The sequence below is a fragment of the Chromobacterium haemolyticum DSM 19808 genome, assembly GCF_000711885.1.
Classification (GTDB): domain Bacteria; phylum Pseudomonadota; class Gammaproteobacteria; order Burkholderiales; family Chromobacteriaceae; genus Chromobacterium; species Chromobacterium haemolyticum.
Genome location: NZ_JONK01000008.1, coordinates 123244 through 140374, shown reverse-complemented (window position 1 = coordinate 140374; position 17131 = coordinate 123244). Strand labels below are relative to the sequence as shown.

Annotated in this window: 15 protein-coding genes; 5 read left to right on the top strand and 10 right to left on the bottom strand. The window is 61.3% G+C overall.

The features are described 5' to 3' along the window. Window positions 1–49: 49 nt before the first annotated feature. The 4 genes from BR71_RS07880 to BR71_RS07865 form a co-directional block, all read right to left on the bottom strand. Window positions 50–661: an outer membrane beta-barrel protein gene (locus BR71_RS07880; protein ID WP_043635242.1), complete on the bottom strand. Its 612-nt coding sequence runs from the start codon at window positions 659–661 to the stop codon at window positions 50–52. Window positions 662–1120: 459 nt separating this feature from the next. Continuing rightward, entirely contained in the window at window positions 1121–1942 is an 822-nt protein-coding gene (locus BR71_RS07875; protein ID WP_019100922.1) for an alpha/beta hydrolase, read from the bottom strand. Between the two features lie 324 nt (window positions 1943–2266). Beyond that, complete coding sequence (locus BR71_RS07870; protein ID WP_043635239.1) at window positions 2267–3613, bottom strand: ATP-binding protein; 1347 nt, start codon at window positions 3611–3613, stop codon at window positions 2267–2269. A gap of 3 nt (window positions 3614–3616) precedes the next feature. Continuing rightward, entirely contained in the window at window positions 3617–4336 is a 720-nt protein-coding gene (locus BR71_RS07865) for a response regulator (protein WP_043635236.1), read from the bottom strand. A gap of 244 nt (window positions 4337–4580) precedes the next feature. On the opposite strand from BR71_RS07865, the gene BR71_RS07860 reads away from it, so the two are divergent. From BR71_RS07860 to BR71_RS07850, 3 genes are all read left to right on the top strand, one after another. Then, entirely contained in the window at window positions 4581–6641 is a 2061-nt protein-coding gene (locus tag BR71_RS07860) for a carbon starvation CstA family protein (protein WP_043635231.1), read from the top strand. Beyond that, a complete protein-coding gene (locus tag BR71_RS07855; protein WP_043589723.1) occupies window positions 6641–6829 on the top strand; it encodes a YbdD/YjiX family protein in 189 nt (62 codons plus the stop codon). Before BR71_RS07860 ends, BR71_RS07855 begins: the two co-directional genes overlap by 1 nt. 237 nt (window positions 6830–7066) lie before the next feature. After that, window positions 7067–8197 (top strand): hypothetical protein, encoded by a 1131-nt coding sequence (locus BR71_RS07850; protein ID WP_162179203.1) that lies wholly within the window; start codon window positions 7067–7069, stop codon window positions 8195–8197. 106 nt (window positions 8198–8303) lie between these two features. Here BR71_RS07850 and BR71_RS07845 read toward each other — a convergent pair whose 3' ends face one another. Beyond that, a complete protein-coding gene (locus BR71_RS07845; RefSeq protein WP_043635223.1) occupies window positions 8304–9329 on the bottom strand; it encodes a YeiH family putative sulfate export transporter in 1026 nt (341 codons plus the stop codon). Window positions 9330–9446: 117 nt separating this feature from the next. On the opposite strand from BR71_RS07845, the gene BR71_RS07840 reads away from it, so the two are divergent. After that, window positions 9447–10331, top strand: coding sequence for a LysR family transcriptional regulator (locus BR71_RS07840; protein WP_081554539.1), 885 nt, complete (start codon window positions 9447–9449; stop codon window positions 10329–10331). A 51-nt stretch (window positions 10332–10382) separates the two neighbouring features. Here the strand turns inward: BR71_RS07840 and BR71_RS07835 are convergent, their stop codons facing one another. The 5 genes from BR71_RS07835 to arsC all read right to left on the bottom strand — a co-directional run bounded on the left by BR71_RS07835 (window position 10383) and on the right by arsC (window position 15741). After that, a complete protein-coding gene (locus BR71_RS07835) occupies window positions 10383–11915 on the bottom strand; it encodes a DHA2 family efflux MFS transporter permease subunit (protein ID WP_043635220.1) in 1533 nt (510 codons plus the stop codon). Between the two features lie 12 nt (window positions 11916–11927). Further along, entirely contained in the window at window positions 11928–13088 is a 1161-nt protein-coding gene (locus BR71_RS07830) for an EmrA/EmrK family multidrug efflux transporter periplasmic adaptor subunit (RefSeq protein WP_043635217.1), read from the bottom strand. Between the two features lie 10 nt (window positions 13089–13098). Next, window positions 13099–14505: an efflux transporter outer membrane subunit gene (locus tag BR71_RS07825; protein WP_052370424.1), complete on the bottom strand. Its 1407-nt coding sequence runs from the start codon at window positions 14503–14505 to the stop codon at window positions 13099–13101. Between the two features lie 109 nt (window positions 14506–14614). Then, complete coding sequence (locus BR71_RS07820; RefSeq protein WP_043635397.1) at window positions 14615–15115, bottom strand: MarR family transcriptional regulator; 501 nt, start codon at window positions 15113–15115, stop codon at window positions 14615–14617. A 278-nt stretch (window positions 15116–15393) separates the two neighbouring features. After that, window positions 15394–15741, bottom strand: a complete 348-nt coding sequence (gene arsC / locus BR71_RS07815; RefSeq protein WP_043635213.1) for an arsenate reductase (glutaredoxin) — start codon at window positions 15739–15741, stop codon at window positions 15394–15396. 186 nt (window positions 15742–15927) lie between these two features. Here arsC and BR71_RS07810 point away from each other — a divergent pair, with 186 nt between their 5' ends. Beyond that, a complete protein-coding gene (locus tag BR71_RS07810; RefSeq protein WP_043635210.1) occupies window positions 15928–17130 on the top strand; it encodes a multidrug effflux MFS transporter in 1203 nt (400 codons plus the stop codon). Window position 17131 lies beyond the last annotated feature (1 nt).

The window sequence follows — 17131 nt, the reverse complement described above, 5'->3', positions numbered from 1 at the left end:
AGCCGCGAACGCAGGGGCCGCGACTGGCGAGTGTAGGCAAGACGCGCGATCAGAAGTGGTAGCTGATGCCGGCCTTCAGCACGCTGGTGCCGGAGGTCTTGATCAAGCTCTGGCCCGCCATTTGGAAGTCATTGCCGGCGATGTATTCGTATTCGCCACGCAGAGACAGGTTTTTGTGCAGCTGATACTGCGCGCCGAAACCAAGACCTAAGCGGGTGTCGTTGAAAGTCTTGTTGCCAACTTGGTCGATCTTGAGCTTGGTATGGACATTGTTCAGGCTGGCCTTGCCGAAGACTTCCAAATCCTGGGTCACCGGCAGAATGCCCAACACGGCAATGCGTTCGGCCTTGGTGGCGACCGACACATCGCCGCGGCTGCCTCCGAACACGGGCACCGACGGTGCGATGGAGCCGTTGGCCTTGGATTTGCCGAAATCGGCGTAGGACAGTTCGGTTGCCAGGTATTGGTTGAAACGGTAGCCCGCGCCCAGTTCCCATACCGTGCCGGCGGCCTTGGCGTCTTTCAGAATGATGTTGCGGTTGCCGGACTCCAGCTTGGAGAAGTTATAACCGGTGTTGCCGAAGACGTAGAAGCCGGGATCGGCTGCATGCGCGGACAGAGCTGCCAGGCTCAACACGGAAGCGGTGATTAGTTTTTTCATTTTTGAGACTATTTGCTTTGTTGATAACGGCAATATTGTGCGAATAAGAAGCAATTCAGTCTGTTGAGCTTGTAAGCGCTCTTTGTGTGCAGGGTGAAGAGCTTGTGTAACGATCTGTAACAAAACAGGGCGGGCGCCTGAAAGAAAAGATGCCCGCCGAAGCCGGCGGGCACGCAAAGTCACACAAAGGGAAGAGAACGGAACCGTTGCAAGACCGGCTGGGGGCCGATCCGGCTCGTGCAAACAGTTTGCTTCAGCTGATCCTGGCCTTCCATTGTTGCTGTGTTCTGGCTTGATGACGGTTGGTGACGAGCCGGCTTAGAAGTTTGCTCAGCTGTTAAATTCAACTTTCAGTTGTGATCGCTTGCAACTTTAATTCAGGCTGATAAAGCCGATGCGACTGCGCGGGCAAGAAAAAAGGCAAGCAGGAAGCTTGCCTTGATTGCGAGTGCGCGGCGTTCAGGCGGCGGCGAACAGGGCCCAGCCGTTTTGCTCGGCGGCGGTGGCCGGCGCTTGAGCGCGCTGGTTGAAAAACTTCAGGCTGCGTTTGAGCACTTCGCCGCGCTCATTGTCTACCATCACCATATGGTAGCTGTTGGACAAAGGCATGAAATCGACCTTGCCGCCCAGGTGGCGTTGCAGGTGATGGGCGGAGCGCGGGCTGGTGATGTCGTCCTCGTCGGCATGTACGATCAGCGTCGGGCAAGTGATCTGCTCCAGCCGCGACATCAACTGGCGACGCAGTCCATCCACTTGGCGGATGCAGGCCAACGGGATGTAGGCGTAGTGGAAGCGCTCGCCGCGTTCGAAGCGCTGCTGGATCGCTTTGCGGATGCGGGCGTTCTTGATGCCGAAAGGTTCAACCTCCGGCACGCGCATCTTCTTGGCCAGGCCGGGAATGCGGTAGACAATGTGGCGGGCCCAAGTCAGCTTGGGCAGGCTCCAGCCGTCGAGGAACAGCGGCGGCGCGTACAGCGCGAGGCCGTCCTTGTGGTTTTCCAGCCGCGCCACTTCCAGCGCCACCAGGCCGCCCAGGCAAACGCCGGCCAGGTGCACTACTTTGTGGCGCGTTTTCAGCTCCAGGTATTCCTTGCGTATGGTTTCCACCCAGTCCTGCCAGCGGACGGACAGCAGATCTTCCGGCTCGCCGCCATGTCCCGGCAGCAGCGGGGTGTGCGTGACGATGTCAGCCTCCTCCAGCGTGCGTCCAAGCGCGCCAAGGTCGTATGCGCTGCCGCCCAGACCGTGTACCAGCAGGGCGGCCGGTCGTGAAGAAACCATGGAAAATACCCGAATCCAAGTTGAGATGCTGGCATTATCCAGGGATGGTGGTCCTGGGTCTGTTGGCTTCCTGTCCCCGCTTTGTGACGGACCGTGACCCAATTCAGATTATTTAACAAACTGCGGCTTTACTTTTTGCTGGCTCTGGAGACGGCGTTCCGGCATCTTTATCGGGAGTGTTTAGGGGCTGTTCAAAGTCTCGCGAGCTAGGGCGAGACAAGGCGAAAACAGCTGAGAATCCGGAGTGTGCCAGCGGTACACGCGCATTTCGAATGCGCTACCACCGTGTCATGCCTCATGGCGCGCCGCAGATCGTAAACCGTGCTATTGCTGTGGCTGCATGATGCACAGCGTAAAGCGCGCGCCGCCTAGTTCGCTGGCGGCCACGCTGGCTTGGCCGCCGTGGTGTTCGGTGATCAGTTTGACGAAGGACAGGCCCAAACCGTAGCCGCCGGTGGCCCGGTCGCGGCTGCGGTCCAGGCGCAGGAAGGGTTCGAACACCTTGTCGCGTTCAGCCTCGGGGATGCCGCAGCCGTCGTCATCTACATGGATCAGCAACTGGCCGGCGGCGTTGTGACACACCGTCAGTCGTACTTGGGCGTTGGCGTATTTGAAGGCGTTGAGCAAGAGGTTGCGGCTGGCCACGTACATCAGTTTGCGGTCGAAGGCGCCATTGCCCAGCGCGCAGTCCAGCTCCAGCTTGATGCCGGGCGGTTTCAGCGGCGTGACCAGATCGACCAGATCGTCGAACCAGTCGTAAAGGTCAACCGTTTCCCAGTGCAAGGGCACTTCGTTGCGGTTGAGCTTGGCGAACTCCATGCTGGTATTGAACAGTTCTTCCAATTCCTGCATATCGCGCTCCATGCCTTCGCGGTAGCGCTTCCACTCCTTTTCGTCCTCTTCCTCCTCCAGCATGGTCAGGCCGAAGCGCAGCCGCGCGATCGGCGTGCGGATTTCGTGGGCGATGGCGTGCGACAGCGCCTGGCGCGTTTCCATCTGCCGCTCCAGCCGTGCCGCCATGCTGTTGAAGGCGCGCGACAAGGGCGCCAGCAGCCGGCTCTTGGAGGGTTGTGCACGGGCGCTGAAATCCCCGTCGGCGAAAATCTCCGCCTTGAGGCGCACTTCCAGCAAGTCCTTCCATAGCGGGCGCAGGCTGAAATAGATCAGTGTGCCCAGCGTAGAGCCGGTCAGCAAAATCCACAGCAGCAGGATTTCCATGTCCTCGCTGATCCAGCTGCTATTGCTGGGCGGCGCCTCCAAGGGGCCCAGCAGCAGCAGGCGCGGATCATGGGGCAGCGGTACGTAGAGCAATTGGTTGTCGAAGTCTAGATAGGGGCGGCCGCTCAGCAGCGCGGCGTGGCCTTCCGGTTCGAAATCGTCGGGAGGATGGGCGATCAGCTTGACAGGGTAGCTGAAGGCGCGGGCGATATCGGCGAGTTTGCGGTCCCAATCCTGGTGCGGCGTTTGTTCCAGCTGCTGGCGGATCAGGGTCACGGTGCCGTTCATGAATTGAAGCTTGCTGTCGCGGTCGCTGTTTTCGTACAGCTTGGTGACCATGAAGCCAAAGCCGATGATGATGATCAGCTCAGCCAGCATGGTTGCGAAGAAGTAGCGGGCAAACAGGGTGCCCAGCGACGGCTTGAGCCAGCCGCGAAGACGACGCGCGCTCATGCTTTATTCCCAGTCGCTGCGAGAGAACAGATAGCCTTTGCCGCGAACGGTCTTGATCCGGGCCGGTGCGTCCGGATTGTCGCCCAGCTTGCGACGCAGTCGCGAAATGCGTGCGTCTATCGAGCGGTCCAGCCCGTCGAAGCCTATCCCGCGCAACTCGCTCATGATGTCGTCGCGCGACAGCACCTGGCCGGCGTGGGAGGACAGCAGCCACAGCAGGTCGAATTCGGCGGTGGTCAGGTCGATCAAGTCCCCGCTCAGCGTCGCCTCGCGCGTGGCTTGGCTGATGCAGAACTGGCCGAAGGTGAAGCTGTCGTCGCCGCCGTTATCGCCATCGGCCTGAGCGCCGGGGCCGCCGCGGCGCAGCAGCGCGCGCACCCGCGCCAGCAGGCGGCGCGGTTCCACCGGCTTGGCCAGATAATCGTCGGCGCCCAGTTCCAGGCCCAGGATTTCGTCCACGTCCTCGTCGCGCGCGGTCATCATCAAAACCCTGCCGTTATAGCGCGGACGGATTTCACGGCAGACGTCGAAGCCTTCCTTGCCTGGCAGCATGATGTCCAGGATCACCAGGTCCGGCTTTTCTTCCAGGATGATGGCCGGCGCGGTGTCGCCGCGGCCGTGCTGGGAGATGCGATAGCCGTGCTTGCTCAGATAGGCGCCTATCAATTCGGCTAGTCTCACGTCGTCTTCGACAATGAGAATATAGGGGGTATCGCTGTTCATGTCCGTCGACGGGATTCTGTGGTTCAAATCAAAATATTAGCACGCGGGGTTCGCTGGCGACTTTAGCATTATCGTGACTGCTATTCGTCATAAATTATCGATAGTTTCTACAAATGACATGGCGTGCTTGATTTTCCGGAACTATCAATCCAGAATCGGTCAGGCAAAAAAAGCCGGCCGTGGCCGCTGTCGTCGCCAGGGACCGGGGAATTAAAACGGGATAAAGAGAATAGGAACTTGCCATATGCAACAGATAAGAGAATGGGCCGTGTGGCTGGCCGTCGCCCTGGCCGGCGCAGCGGCCTTCGCCGTAGTGGCCCTCAATCGCGGCGAACCGGTCAACGCTGTTTGGCTGATTGTGGCGGCGGTGTCGGTCTACTCCATCGCCTATCGCTTTTACGGCCGCTTCATCGCCCACAAAGTGCTGGAACTGGACGCCCGCCGACTGACCCCGGCGGAAAAATACAATGACGGCCTGGATTACGTGCCCACCAATAAATGGGTGCTGTTCGGCCACCACTTCGCCGCCATCGCCGGCGCGGGGCCGCTGGTGGGGCCGGTGCTGGCCGCGCAGATGGGCTATCTGCCGGGCACGCTGTGGATTTTGGTGGGGGTGATGCTGGCCGGCGCGGTGCAGGACTTCCTGATTCTGTTCTTGTCGGTGCGCCGCGACGGCAAATCGCTGGGTGAGATCATCCGCACCGAATTGGGGGCGATTCCCGGCGTTATCGCCTCCATCGGCATTCTGATGATCATGGTGATCCTGCTGGCGGTGCTGGCTTTGGTGGTGGTCAAGGCGCTGACCGGCAGCCCCTGGGGCACCTTCACCATTGCGGCCACGATACCGATCGCCCTGTTCATGGGCGTCTACACCCGCTATATCCGGCCGGGCAAAATCGGCGAGATTTCCGTCATCGGCTTTATCCTGCTGATGCTGGCCATCGTTTACGGCGGCGACATCGCCAAGAACGAAACCCTGGCGCCGCTGTTTACCCTGAGCGGCACCACGTTGGCCTGGACTCTGATCGGCTACGGCTTCATCGCCTCTGTGCTGCCGGTGTGGCTGCTGCTGGCGCCGCGAGATTATCTGTCCACCTTCCTGAAAATCGGCACCATCGTCGGCCTGGCCATCGGCATCATGATCGTGGCGCCCAATATGCACATGCCTGCGGTGACCAAGTTCATCGACGGCAGCGGTCCGGTGTTCTCCGGCAATCTGTTCCCCTTCCTGTTCATTACCATCGCCTGCGGCGCGGTGTCCGGCTTCCATGCGTTGGTGGCCTCCGGCACCACGCCCAAGATGCTGGAGAACGAAACCCACGCGCGCATGATCGGCTACGGTTCCATGTTGATGGAAAGCTTCGTCGCCATCATGGCCTTGATTGCTGCCTGCGTGTTGGACCCGGGCGTCTACTTCGCGATGAACAGCCCGGCGGCGGTGATAGGCAAGACCGCGGAGGAAGCCGCCCAGGTGATTTCCAGCTGGGGCTTCGTCATCACGCCGGATATGCTGACCCAGATGGCCAAGGACGTGGGCGAGAGCACCATTCTGTCCCGCGCCGGCGGCGCGCCGACCTTGGCGGTGGGCATGGCGCACATTCTGTCCAATGTGATTGGCGGGCCGGCGATGATGGCCTTCTGGTATCACTTCGCCATCCTGTTTGAAGCCTTGTTCATTCTGACCACCATCGACGCGGGCACTCGCGTGCTGCGCTTCATGATCCAGGACCTGTTGGGCCTGGTCGTCAAGCCCATGGCCAACACCGAATCCTGGACCGCCAACTTGATCGCCACGGGCCTCGCGGTGACCGGCTGGGGCTATTTCCTGTATCAGGGCGTGGTGGATCCGTTGGGCGGCATCAACACCTTGTGGCCGCTGTTCGGCATCGCCAACCAGATGCTGGCCGGCATCGCGCTGATCCTGGCCACCGCGGTGCTGATCAAAATGCAGAAAACCCGCTACATCTGGGTCACCGCCCTGCCTACGTTGTGGCTGCTGGTGGTGACGCTGACCGCTGGCTGGCAGAAGCTGTTCCACGCCAGCCCCAAAATCAGCTTCCTGGCGCACGCCGACAAGTTCTCCGCCGCCGCGGCCAAGGGCGAGCTTCTGGCGCCGGCCAAGAATATGGCGCAAATGCATCAGATCATCTTCAATGACTATGTGGACGCCACTTTGACGGCGCTGTTCATGGCGGTGGTGATCGCCATGCTGGTGTTCGCGTTGAACGTGATGCGCAAGTCGCTGGCGGTGAAGTGGTCCACCGCCAAAGAGGTGCCGGCGGTGTTCCGTGAGGAGGGCGCATAATGAACAAGCTATGGCAGCAATGGGCGAAAACCGCCCGGTTGATGGTGGGCGTCAAGGATTACGACGCTTACGTCGCCAGCCGCCGCCGTTTCAATCCCAACGCGGAGGTGATGAGCCGGGAGGCCTTTTTTCGCCGCTGTCAGGACGAACGCTATGGCGGCAAGAGCATGAAGAAGTGTCCGTGCTGAGTCCTGATGGTTCGGCATAGTTGAACGCCCGGCTTGGCCGGGCGTTTTTCATTGCGTGAGAGGCTGCGCGGTTTGCACGCCGTGCGTTTTATATTTGTAAATGACCATGGGATTGTTTTTCGATTTTCACATCCAAAATGGTTTGGATTTTAGGTGTTTTTCTGTCCTTGGGTTATTCTGGACGGCCTTTCCACTAGCCCGGATGCGTATGCGAAATGCGCGCCGTTGATGGACGATATGAGCGATTCCACGTTTGCAACCCCGATCCTTGACCGCCTGCTGGAGGGCGGAGTAATTGACCAGGCGCTTTACCAGACGGCGCGCGAAAAGCTGCGCGAGCAGGGCGTGGAGCCTTTCTCCACCTTGGGGGGCGGCTTGGACTGGTTGGAAGAGGAAGAGGTGCTGAGTCTGGAGCAAATGATTGAAATCGAAACCAAGGCGGATGCGGATGAAGGTTTTGCTTCCAATGCGGTGCGCAGGCAAGCGGTGGATGAGTACAACCAGGATTGGGAACTGGAGTTGGCCCTGCTCCAGCAGCAACGGACCACTTCATGGCGCGGAAAGTTGGCTTGGGGGCTGGGTGGCGCGGCGTTGCTTGGCGCGGCAGGCTGGTATTTCCTGACGCCGCCGTTGGTGCCGAGATGCGAAGCATCGGTGGTGAAGAAAAGCATACATAAGTCTTTGTGGTCGGCGCAGGCGCACCTGATGTCGCGAAAACCCAGCGCGAGCGCGCCGATAGCGGGCAATTTAGGGAGCCTCAAGCTGGAACAGGTCAAGGAGCTGGGCTACATCAAGACGGAGCGCGCACGCGGTTGCGTGGCCATGTTGGTTGTAAATGAGCAACGCGCGCCCATTGCGTACGAGGTGAAGGGGAAGGGCGAGGATATCTTCGTGATGGGGGGCGACGAGCGTTTGCTGCGCACACGCTACGCTCAGTTGAATTCGGATGGGGCGCTGGCGGAATTGGGCAAGCCTTTGGGGCGGGAGGGCGTGAGGCAGGCGCTGCAACAAGGGGTGCTGGACTTTAGCAAGCTGGGTGGTTCGGCGGCCGAGGCATTGGCCCGTATGCAAGGAGCGGCTGGCCAGCCGGAAGTAGCCCTAGGCGAAGTATTGCCTTTGAACGATTGCGTACAAGGTGCGGGCGGCGTTTGGCGCTGCAAGCTGATGGTGCAATATCGCGACCCGTTCATGGTTGCGATCGGCAAGGAGGACCGCTTGCTGCTGGAAGGGGAGTTTGGTTTTGTTCGGGACGGGAAAGACTGGCGCCCGGCTGATAACTTCAAGAAGCAGTTTGCCGCAGCCTTGGTGCAAAGCCGGCTGATGGTTATGAAGGGTTTGTCACGCGAGCAGGTATCGGGCAATGAGTGAATCTCAAGGCGGCTGAAGAGAGACGACGCCTAGGCATGTCCGCAATGCAACCCCACTGTCACCGCCCGGCGTAAACCGGGCGGTTTTGTTTTGGCTTACACAGTGTTTAGTGCAGCAGATGGCTGACGCCGAAGTTGATCAGGCCGCCGCCGACGATCAGCCAGCCAAACAGGATGGAAGCCAGCAGCATCGGTTTGGCGCCAGCCTGGCGGATGGCGGAGAAGTGGGTGGTGATGCCCAGCGCGCCCATCGCGGCGGCCAGCAGCAAGTTGTCCAGCGAGACGATGGCGCCGACCCATGCAGCAGGCAGCAGGTTGAAGGAATTGAAGGCGGCCACGGCCAGGAAGGCAACGGCGAACCAGGGGATGGCAATACCGCTCTTTTGTTGACGGCTGCCGTGCGGCTTGGCGGCCAGCCAGCTGGACAAGGCGATCAAAAACGGCGCCAACATCATTACGCGTATCATCTTGGTGATCACCGCAGTGGTCATCGCCGCCTCGCTGACCGATTTGCCGGCGGCAACGGCTTGCGCCACCTCATGGATGGTTGAGCCCGCGAACACGCCGTAGTTGAACTCGGAAATGCCCAGATGGCTAGTCCATTGATACAGCATCGGCCACAGGAACATCGCCACGGTGCCGAACACCACCACGGTAGCGACGGCTACAGCCACTTTTTCCGCATGAGCCTTGATCACCGGTTCCGTGGCCAGAATCGCGGCCGCGCCGCAGATGGAACTGCCGGCGCCGATCAGGATCACGCTTTGCTCGTCCATGCCCAAGTATTTGCGGCCGATGCGGAAAGCCAGCAGAAAGGTGGTGCATAGCACCAAGGTATCGATCAATACGCCGGCAAAGCCTACTGCGGCGATGTCCTGAAATGTGAGTTTGAAGCCGAACAAGATGATGCCTAGTCGCAGCAGCTTTTGCTTGGAGAACTGGATGCCGTGGTGGCTGGCGCCGGCAAAGTAGCGGTAGACGGTGTTGCCTATCAGCATGCCGCCCAGAATGGCGATGGTGAGCGCGGAGAAGCCCAGGTGTTTCATCGCAGGCAAATCCGCTGCGTACAGCGAAGCCACGGCGACGGCGATGGCCAACGCCAGGCCCGGCATGATTTGGCGAAGGTTTGTCATAAGTAAATGCCTGTTTGGTCTATGGCGGATGGAGCTAACGATACGCCCCTCGTTTTCAGTAGAGAAACGGATAAAATAGATATATATCAGTAGTAAAATCGATATTAAGGAGGGGGTATGGGCTTGAAGCTGACCCTGCGCGAACTGGAGGTCTTTGTCGCGGTGGCCGAATACGGCACCGTCACCCAGGCGGCTAGCCATGTCGCCCTGACGCAGTCCGCGGCCAGCCAGGCGTTGGACAAGCTGGAAACCGGCCTCGATGTGCGTTTGTTCGACCGGATCGGCAAGCGGCTGAGCCTGAACGAGCACGGCCGGCTACTGTGGCCCAAGGCGCGGGCGATGCTGGATGCGGCCCAAGACATGCAAAGCCTGTTCAACGCCGGGGCGATGTCTTTGAAGATAGGCGCCAGCAGCACGGTGGCCAACTATTTATTGCCGCAGCAACTGGCGGCCTTCCGCGCCGCCTGGCCGCTGGCGCGGTTGGAGCTGGACGTGGCCAATACCCGCGACATCGTCGATGCGGTAGCGGCGCTGCGTGTGGATTTCGGTTTCATCGAAGGGCCTTGCCACCACCCGGACTTGATTGCTCAGCCCTGGCGTCAGGACGAACTGGTGGTGTTCTCCGCCGCCGATCATCCCTTGGCGCGAGGCGAAGCGGCGCGCCAGGACCTGGCTAAGGCCGAATGGATTCTGCGCGAAACCGGCTCCGGCACGCGCGAGGAAGTGGACCGTTTGCTGTTGCCGCACCTGGCCATGCTCAACGTGAGCATGGAGTTGGGCCATTCCGAGGCGATCAAGCACGCTGTGGCGGCCGGCCTCGGCGTCAGCTGCCTGTCGCGGAGGGTGGTGGCCGATCTGTTGCAGACCGGCGCGGTGGTGGAAGTGAGAGCCGGTTTGCCGGCGCTGACGCGTACGCTGTACCAAGTGCAGCACCGCGACAAGACGCTGACCCGCGGCATGGCCGCGTTCCAGAACATGACGATGGCGGCGCTGCTGGCCTGAATGAAAACACGCCGGACAGCTTGGCTGTCCGGCGAGGATGGATGACGGGACTTAATGCGCGCCGCTGTCGCCGCCGGAGGCGGTGAACGGCGGCTTGGCGAACCACACCAGGCCGATCAGCAGTACGAACAGCACGCCGGACAGCCAGAAAATCTCGTTGGCCGCCATGATGTAACCCTGCTTGGTGATCTGCAGCGAGGTCAGCGCCGCCTGCTGCCCGGAGGACAGGCCGGCCATGTCCAGCAGCCGGAACCAGGCGTTGGAGGCCTGATCGTAGAGGCTGACATGCTCGGTCAGGCGCGCGTGGTGCATCGCCTCGCGGCGGTCCCACATCGTGGTGGTGATCGAGGTGCCGATGCTGCCGGCCAGAATCCGCAGGAAGTTGGACAGGCTGGACGCGCTGGCGATCTGGCTCGGGTGCAGGCCGGATAGCGTGATGGTGGTCAGCGGCATGAAGAAGCAGGCCACGCCTATGCCCTGCACCACCTGTGGCCACACCACGTAGGCGAAGTCCATCTGGGGGTTGAAGGTACTGCGCCAGAAGAAGCAGACGGCGTACACGCTGAAGCTCACCGTCACCACCCAGCGCATGTCCAGCCGCTGCGCGTACTTGCCGATGATGGGAGACAGCACCACCGGGATCAGCCCGATGGGCGCCGCGGCCAGGCCGGCCCAGGTGGCGGTGTAGCCCATCTGGGTCTGCAGCATCAAGGGCAGCAGCACCACGGTGCCGAAGTAGAGCATGAAGCCCAGACTGATGGCGACGGTGCCGACGGTGAAGTTGCGTTGTTTGAACAGGCCGAGGTCGACGATGGGATGCTTCTCTCCAAGCTCCCAGATCACCAGATAAACCAGCGCCAGCACCGCGATCACCGCAAGTGTGATCACCTCGGTGGAGTTGAACCAATCCAGCTCCTTGCCGCGGTCCAGCACCATTTGCAGCGCGCCCACGCCGACGACCAGCAGGGCTAGACCGATGCGGTCGATCGGCAGATCGACGGTTTCGGTTTCGCGCGGCTTGAGGATGCGCCAGGAAATGAAGGCCGCCGCCAGTCCCACCGGCACGTTGATGAAGAAGATCCAGCCCCAGTGCCAGTTGTCGCTGATCACCCCGCCCAGAATCGGGCCGAACACCGGCGCGACGATCACCGTCATCGCCCATAGCGCCAGCGCCATGCCTTTCTTCTCCGGCGGATAGCAGGACAACAGCAGGCTCTGCGACAGCGGAATCATCGGGCCGGCCACCGCGCCTTGCAGCACGCGGAAGAAAATCAGCATTTCCAGGCTGCTGGACATGCCGCACAGCCAGGAGGTGAGCACGAACAGCAGGGTGGAGGCGGTGAACAGCTTCACCTCGCCCAGGCGTTTGGCCAGCCAGCCGGTCAGCGGCACCGCGATGGCGTTGGCCACCCCGAAGGAGGTGATCACCCAGGTGCCCTGGCTGGTGGCCGCGCCCAGGTTGCCCGAGATGGTGGGCAGCGCCACGTTGGCGATGGTGGTGTCCAGCACTTGCATGAACACCGACATCGACAGCGCCAGCGTGATCCAGACCAGCTTGGAGCCGGTCAATGGTGGATGATTCATGGTCCGGCCCCCTTATTCGGCCTTGCCTTCACCCGCGTTGGCCGCCAGCAGCGTCCGCACCAGTTCGTCGGCCTGTTTCAGGTCCGGTAACTGGCCGGAGACGTCCTGGTGGGCGACGAAGGGCTGGGCTTCGGCCACGGCCTTGCCGTCGGTGCTGGAGGTGTCCACCACCACGTCCATCGACAAGCCGACGCGCAGCGGGTGCGATTGCAGGTCTTTCGGGTCCAGCTGGATGCGCACCGGTACGCGTTGCACCACCTTGATCCAGTTGCCGGTGGCGTTCTGCGCCGGCAGCAGCGAGAAAGCGCTGCCGGTGCCGGCGGATAGGCCCACCACTTTGCCGTGGTACACGATCTTGCCGCCGTAGAGGTCGGATTTCAGCTCCACCGGCTGGCCGATACGGATCTTGGCCAGTTGGCCTTCCTTAAAGTTGGCGTCCACCCACAGGTTTTGCAGCGGGATCACCGACATCAGCGGGGTGCCGGCGGCCAGGCGCTGGCCCACCTGCACATTGCGGCGGGCAACGGCGCCGTCCAATGGCGCTTTGATTTCGGTGCGCTGCAGCGCGAGCCAGGCTTCTTTCAGCCGGCTGGCGGCGGCCTTGACCGCGGGCTGCTGCGCCAGCGCGTCCTTGCCCAGCAGCGCGGCGCTGGCTTTTTGCTGTTCGCGCGCGGCGTCCAGCGCGGCCTTGGCGCCGGCGACGGCGTCGTTGGCGTGGCTCAACTCTTCCGCCGACAGCGCGTCGGTGCCGGCCAGCTGTTTGCGGCGCTTCAGATCGGCGTCGGCGCGGGCCAGTTCGGTTTCGCGCAGCGTGACTTGAGCGGCCAGTTGCTGGGTGTTGCTCATCAACTGCCGAGTCTGGCGCACGACTTGAGCGAATTCATTGCGGGCGCGGTCGAAGTTGAGCTGCGCGTCGTTCTTGTCCAGGCTGACCAGCAATTGGCCGGCCTTGACGTGCTGGGTGTCGTCCACCAGGACTTTGGCGACGGTGCCGCCCACTTCCGGGGTGACTTGCACCAGATGGCCGCTGACATAAGCGTCGTCGGTGCTTTCCTGGTGGCTGAGCACCAGCGTCCAGTACGCCCCATAGCCGATGGCGATGGCGGCGAATAGGGTGGTGGCGACGATCAGATTGCGTTTGCGGCCTTGCGCGGTTTTGGTTTTCTTGTCCATGGATGCGTTCTCAGTGGGTGGCGGGCGCAGCGTTGAAGCCGCCGCCCAATGCGGTGTTCAGGGAAACCCAGGCCAGTTTGCGGCCGGCTTCGGCGTCGATGCGCGCCGATTGTTGCGCCAGCGCGCTGTCTTGGGCGTCCAGCAGGTTCAGCTTGTTGATGATGCCGGCCTTGAAGCGGGCGGCGGCGGAGTCGGCGGCGCGACGGCTGCTGTCTTGCGCTTGGCGGGCCTGTTCCAGCTGCTTGCCGCTTTGCTGCCAGCCGCTAACTGAGTCGGCGGCGTCGCGGAGCGCGTCCAGTACGGTCTGGTTGTAGCTGTGCACGGCGATGTCGTAGCCAGCCCGCTGTTTGCCCAAATTGGCCTGGATCGCGCCGGAGTGGAAGAGGGGCAGGCTGATCGCCGGCATGAAGCCCCAGAAGGTGGAGTCGCCGTTCATCAACTTGTTGAATTCCAGCGACGTCTGGCCGGCGAAGGCGGTCAGCTTGATATTGGGATAGAACTCGGCGCGCGCGGCTTTGACCGCGCCGGCGGTGGCTTCCACTCGCGCGCGTTGGGCGGCGATGTCCGGGCGCTTGCCCAGTAGGTCGGCGTTCAGGCCGTCGGCGTCCATGGCCGGCACCGTCAGCGTCTTGCCGGGCTGCAAGTCACGCAAGGCTTCCGGGCCTTGGCCGGTCAGCGCCGCCAGCGCGTGACGGGCGCGGTCGCTGTCCTGAGTCAGCGCGCTTTGCTGCTGGCGCAGGCGATGCAGCGAGACTTCGTTGCCGCGCTGGTTATCGCCCGGCAGCAGGCCGGCGTTGATGCGGGCCTGGGTTAGCGTCTGGCGGCTTTCCGCCAGTTGGATGCGCTTGGCCAGCACCGCGCTTTGCGCCTGCAGCCGTTGCAACTGGGTGTATTGGGCGATGACGGCTTGAGCCAGCGTTAGCCGGGTTTGCGCGCCTTCGAAGGCGATGGCTTGCTGCTGGCCGACGGCTTCGTCGATCTGGCCGCGGTGCTTGCCCCAGAAGTCGAACTCCCAGCTGCCCATCAGCATCGCGGTGTAGGCGTTGACGTAGTCGCGCGAGATCGGCGCCGGGAACTCGTAATGCAGCTGCGTCATATTGGCGCTGAAATCGAGTTTGGGGCCGCTATTGCCTTCGACGATGCCGACTGCGGCGCGCGCTTGGCGCAGCCGGGCCTCGGCCAGTTTCAGCGAGGGCGCGTCCTGCAGGGCCTTGGCCACCAGCTGGCTCAGCGCGGCGTCGTTCAGTTGCGTCCACCAATCATTGGCGATCTGTTCGCCCTGGCCATCGGTCAGCCGTAATTGTTCGGCTTTGAGCTCAGATGCGGGGACGTTGTCAGGGCCGAAGCTCGCGCAGCCGCCCAACAGGGCGCTGAGCAGCAGGGCGCTGACGCCGTGCTGCCATTGAGTCTTTTTCACCTAGTGGGACTCCCGTGTTGACTTGCTGTATTAGCAATTGGTAAAGTGATTGATGATGTGATAGTCACGCAGGTTATTATAAGGACGAAAAAAAGCCGGTTTCCCAGCTTCAACCGCCCAGGCTGCAGAGCAGCTTGCGCAATAAGCGTTCGAACTCCTGTTTTTCCGCGGCGTCGAAATCCGACCACAACTCGCGGTGGCATTCGCGGGAAACGGGCAGCAGGGATTCCACGAGTTGAACGCCGCCCGGCGTCAACTCCAGCAGGATCTTGCGCCGGTCTTCCGCGCTGGGCGAACGAGCCGCCCAACCGTTTTTGACTAGTTCGTCGGCAATGCGCGTGGCGTTGGTGCGCGATGAATCCAGCGTGTCGCTGATTTCAGACGGATAGAGCGCTTGTTGCGGACAGGCGTATAGCGCCAGCAGGGCCATCCACACCGTCTCGTTGAGGCCGTGATGCTTCAGCTTGTCGCACAGGTGAGCGGACAGCCGAGGCAGGATGTGGTATAGCAAGCGCGCCAGAATGACTTCCTGGCGGGGTACGCCGGGAAAACGCGCTTCGATTCGGTTTACAGCCTGCTCAAGCGTTTGAAATGACTTGGTTGGATTCATGAGCGCCATTTTAGTAACGGATGTTACTATTCCGCAAGTGATAATTTTGAAGGGGATGGGACGAGTGCAGGTTGGCGGGACGTTGAATGCAAAAACGCCCAAGAGCGATTGCCTTGGGCGCTGGAGGGAGGAGCCAGCTAGGCTTAGGAAACTGTTCACGATCAGCTGCGCGTCACGGTGGACACACCTTCGAAATGCTCATGTACCGTATGTACATCCCGCTTTCTCAGCGGTTTTCGCCATGTCTCGCCCTAGCTCGCAAGATCGTGCACAGGCTCTTAGTCCAGAAGCTGCAGCACCCGTTCCGGTGGCCGTCCCACCACGGCGCGTTCGCCGCAGACGGCGATAGGGCGCTCGATCAGCTTGGGATTGTCTATCATGGCGGTAATTAGATGTCTGGGTTCCAGCGTGATGTCGTCCAGGTAGAGTTCGGTGTATTCCTCCTCCTTCTGGCGAATCAAGTCGCGCGGCTCCATGTTCAGCAGCGTCAGCAGGCGCTCCAGTTCTTCGTAACTGGGCGGGTGCTTCAGATACTCTACGATTTCGATTTCCGCGCCGGCGTTTTCCAGCAGGCTCAGCGCCTCCCTGGATTTGGAACAGCGCGGGTTGTGATACAGGCGAATCATGCTGGTCTCTCCTTGTTATGGCTGGCGTGGAGTGGATTGATCGTGGCACGAAATCGAAGCCGGCGCCAGCGGCGCGCGCTTGAAAAGCGCGATATGAGGCTATGACGTTTTATTTACATCAGTCCGGTTTGGCAAGTGCAGGCCTAACCGTTAACATGCATTGACTCTCATTGTTATTTATCCGCCATGCATCCCTCCACACGCAGCCACTTCGGGCTGGCAATCCTGCTGGCGGCCCTGTCCACGCTGGGGCCGTTTTCGATCGACACTTTCCTGCCGGCGATGAGCGCGATCGGGCAAAGCTTGGCTGTCTCGCCACTGCAGATGCAGCAGGCGCTGACAGTATATTTATTGTCTTACGCGGTGATGATGCTGTGGCACGGCTCGATCTCGGACGCGGTGGGACGCCGCCCGGTGGTGCTGGTCACCACCTTGTTGTTCAGCCTGGCGTCGATAGGATGCGCCTTCGCCGACAGCCTGGGCCAACTGCTGTTGTTCCGGGCGCTGCAAGGCTTCTGCGGCGGCGCTGGCTTGGTGGTGGGGCGCGCCATCATCCGCGACAAGCTGGACGGCGCCGATGCCCAGCGGCTGATGTCGCAGGTCACCATGTTGTTTTCGCTGTCGCCTGCCATCGCGCCGGTGGTGGGCGGCTGGTTGTTCGGCGCCTTTGGCTGGCACTCCATCTTCGTGTTCATGGCGTTGATTGGCCTGGCGCTCTTCCTGATGAGCTGGTTCGCCTTGCCGGAAACCCATCATGAGTCCGCGCGCCAGCCCTTGAAAATCAAATACCTGTTGGCCAATTACTGGCAGGTGGGGCGTAAGCGCGAGTTCCAGCTACTGACTGCGGCGGTATCATTCAATTTCGCTGGGTTCTTCCTGTACATCCCATCGGCGCCGGTCTTTTTGATGCAGCATTTGCATCTGGGTCCGGGGCAGTTCCTGTGGATGTTTGGCCCAGCGGTGTCCGGCATCATGTTCGGCGCTTACCTGTCCGGCAAGATGGCGGGGCGGGTATCGCAGAAGGATATTGTGTCTCGCGGCTATGTGGTGATGTTCATCGCCGCCGGCTGGAACTTGCTGTACAACCTGCTTGCGCCGGAGGCCGCGATGCCGTGGGCGGTGTTGCCTCTGGCGCTGTACACAACCGGCATGTCAATCGCCGCGCCATCCATCACCCTGAATCTGATGGATCAGTTCCCATCGCTTCGCGGCACTGCTTCGTCGTTGCAAGGTTTTTTCCAGACCATGATGTCCAGCGTGGTGGCGGGCTTGATCGCGCCATTGGTCTGGGGTAGCCCATTGAGCCTGGCGGCCTGCATGATGGTCATGCTGGTGTTGGGCTTCGTGTTCCGGATGGGCTATAGGCGGAAGGTAACAATGGCATCCTGAG

Excerpts from the sequence above, each read along its gene's own strand:
- BR71_RS07880 (WP_043635242.1), bottom strand. The coding sequence starts at position 661 with ATGAAAAAACTAATCACCGCTTCCGTGTTGAGCCTGGCAGCTCTGTCC.
- BR71_RS07875 (WP_019100922.1), bottom strand. The coding sequence starts at position 1,942 with ATGGTTTCTTCACGACCGGCCGCCCTGCTGGTACACGGTCTGGGCGGC.
- BR71_RS07870 (WP_043635239.1), bottom strand. The coding sequence starts at position 3,613 with ATGAGCGCGCGTCGTCTTCGCGGCTGGCTCAAGCCGTCGCTGGGCACC.
- BR71_RS07865 (WP_043635236.1), bottom strand. The coding sequence starts at position 4,336 with ATGAACAGCGATACCCCCTATATTCTCATTGTCGAAGACGACGTGAGA.
- BR71_RS07860 (WP_043635231.1), top strand. The coding sequence starts at position 4,581 with ATGCAACAGATAAGAGAATGGGCCGTGTGGCTGGCCGTCGCCCTGGCC.
- BR71_RS07855 (WP_043589723.1), top strand. The coding sequence starts at position 6,641 with ATGAACAAGCTATGGCAGCAATGGGCGAAAACCGCCCGGTTGATGGTG.
- BR71_RS07850 (WP_162179203.1), top strand. The coding sequence starts at position 7,067 with ATGAGCGATTCCACGTTTGCAACCCCGATCCTTGACCGCCTGCTGGAG.
- BR71_RS07845 (WP_043635223.1), bottom strand. The coding sequence starts at position 9,329 with ATGACAAACCTTCGCCAAATCATGCCGGGCCTGGCGTTGGCCATCGCC.
- BR71_RS07840 (WP_081554539.1), top strand. The coding sequence starts at position 9,447 with ATGGGCTTGAAGCTGACCCTGCGCGAACTGGAGGTCTTTGTCGCGGTG.
- BR71_RS07835 (WP_043635220.1), bottom strand. The coding sequence starts at position 11,915 with ATGAATCATCCACCATTGACCGGCTCCAAGCTGGTCTGGATCACGCTG.
- BR71_RS07830 (WP_043635217.1), bottom strand. The coding sequence starts at position 13,088 with ATGGACAAGAAAACCAAAACCGCGCAAGGCCGCAAACGCAATCTGATC.
- BR71_RS07820 (WP_043635397.1), bottom strand. The coding sequence starts at position 15,115 with ATGAATCCAACCAAGTCATTTCAAACGCTTGAGCAGGCTGTAAACCGA.
- arsC (WP_043635213.1), bottom strand. The coding sequence starts at position 15,741 with ATGATTCGCCTGTATCACAACCCGCGCTGTTCCAAATCCAGGGAGGCG.
- BR71_RS07810 (WP_043635210.1), top strand. The coding sequence starts at position 15,928 with ATGCATCCCTCCACACGCAGCCACTTCGGGCTGGCAATCCTGCTGGCG.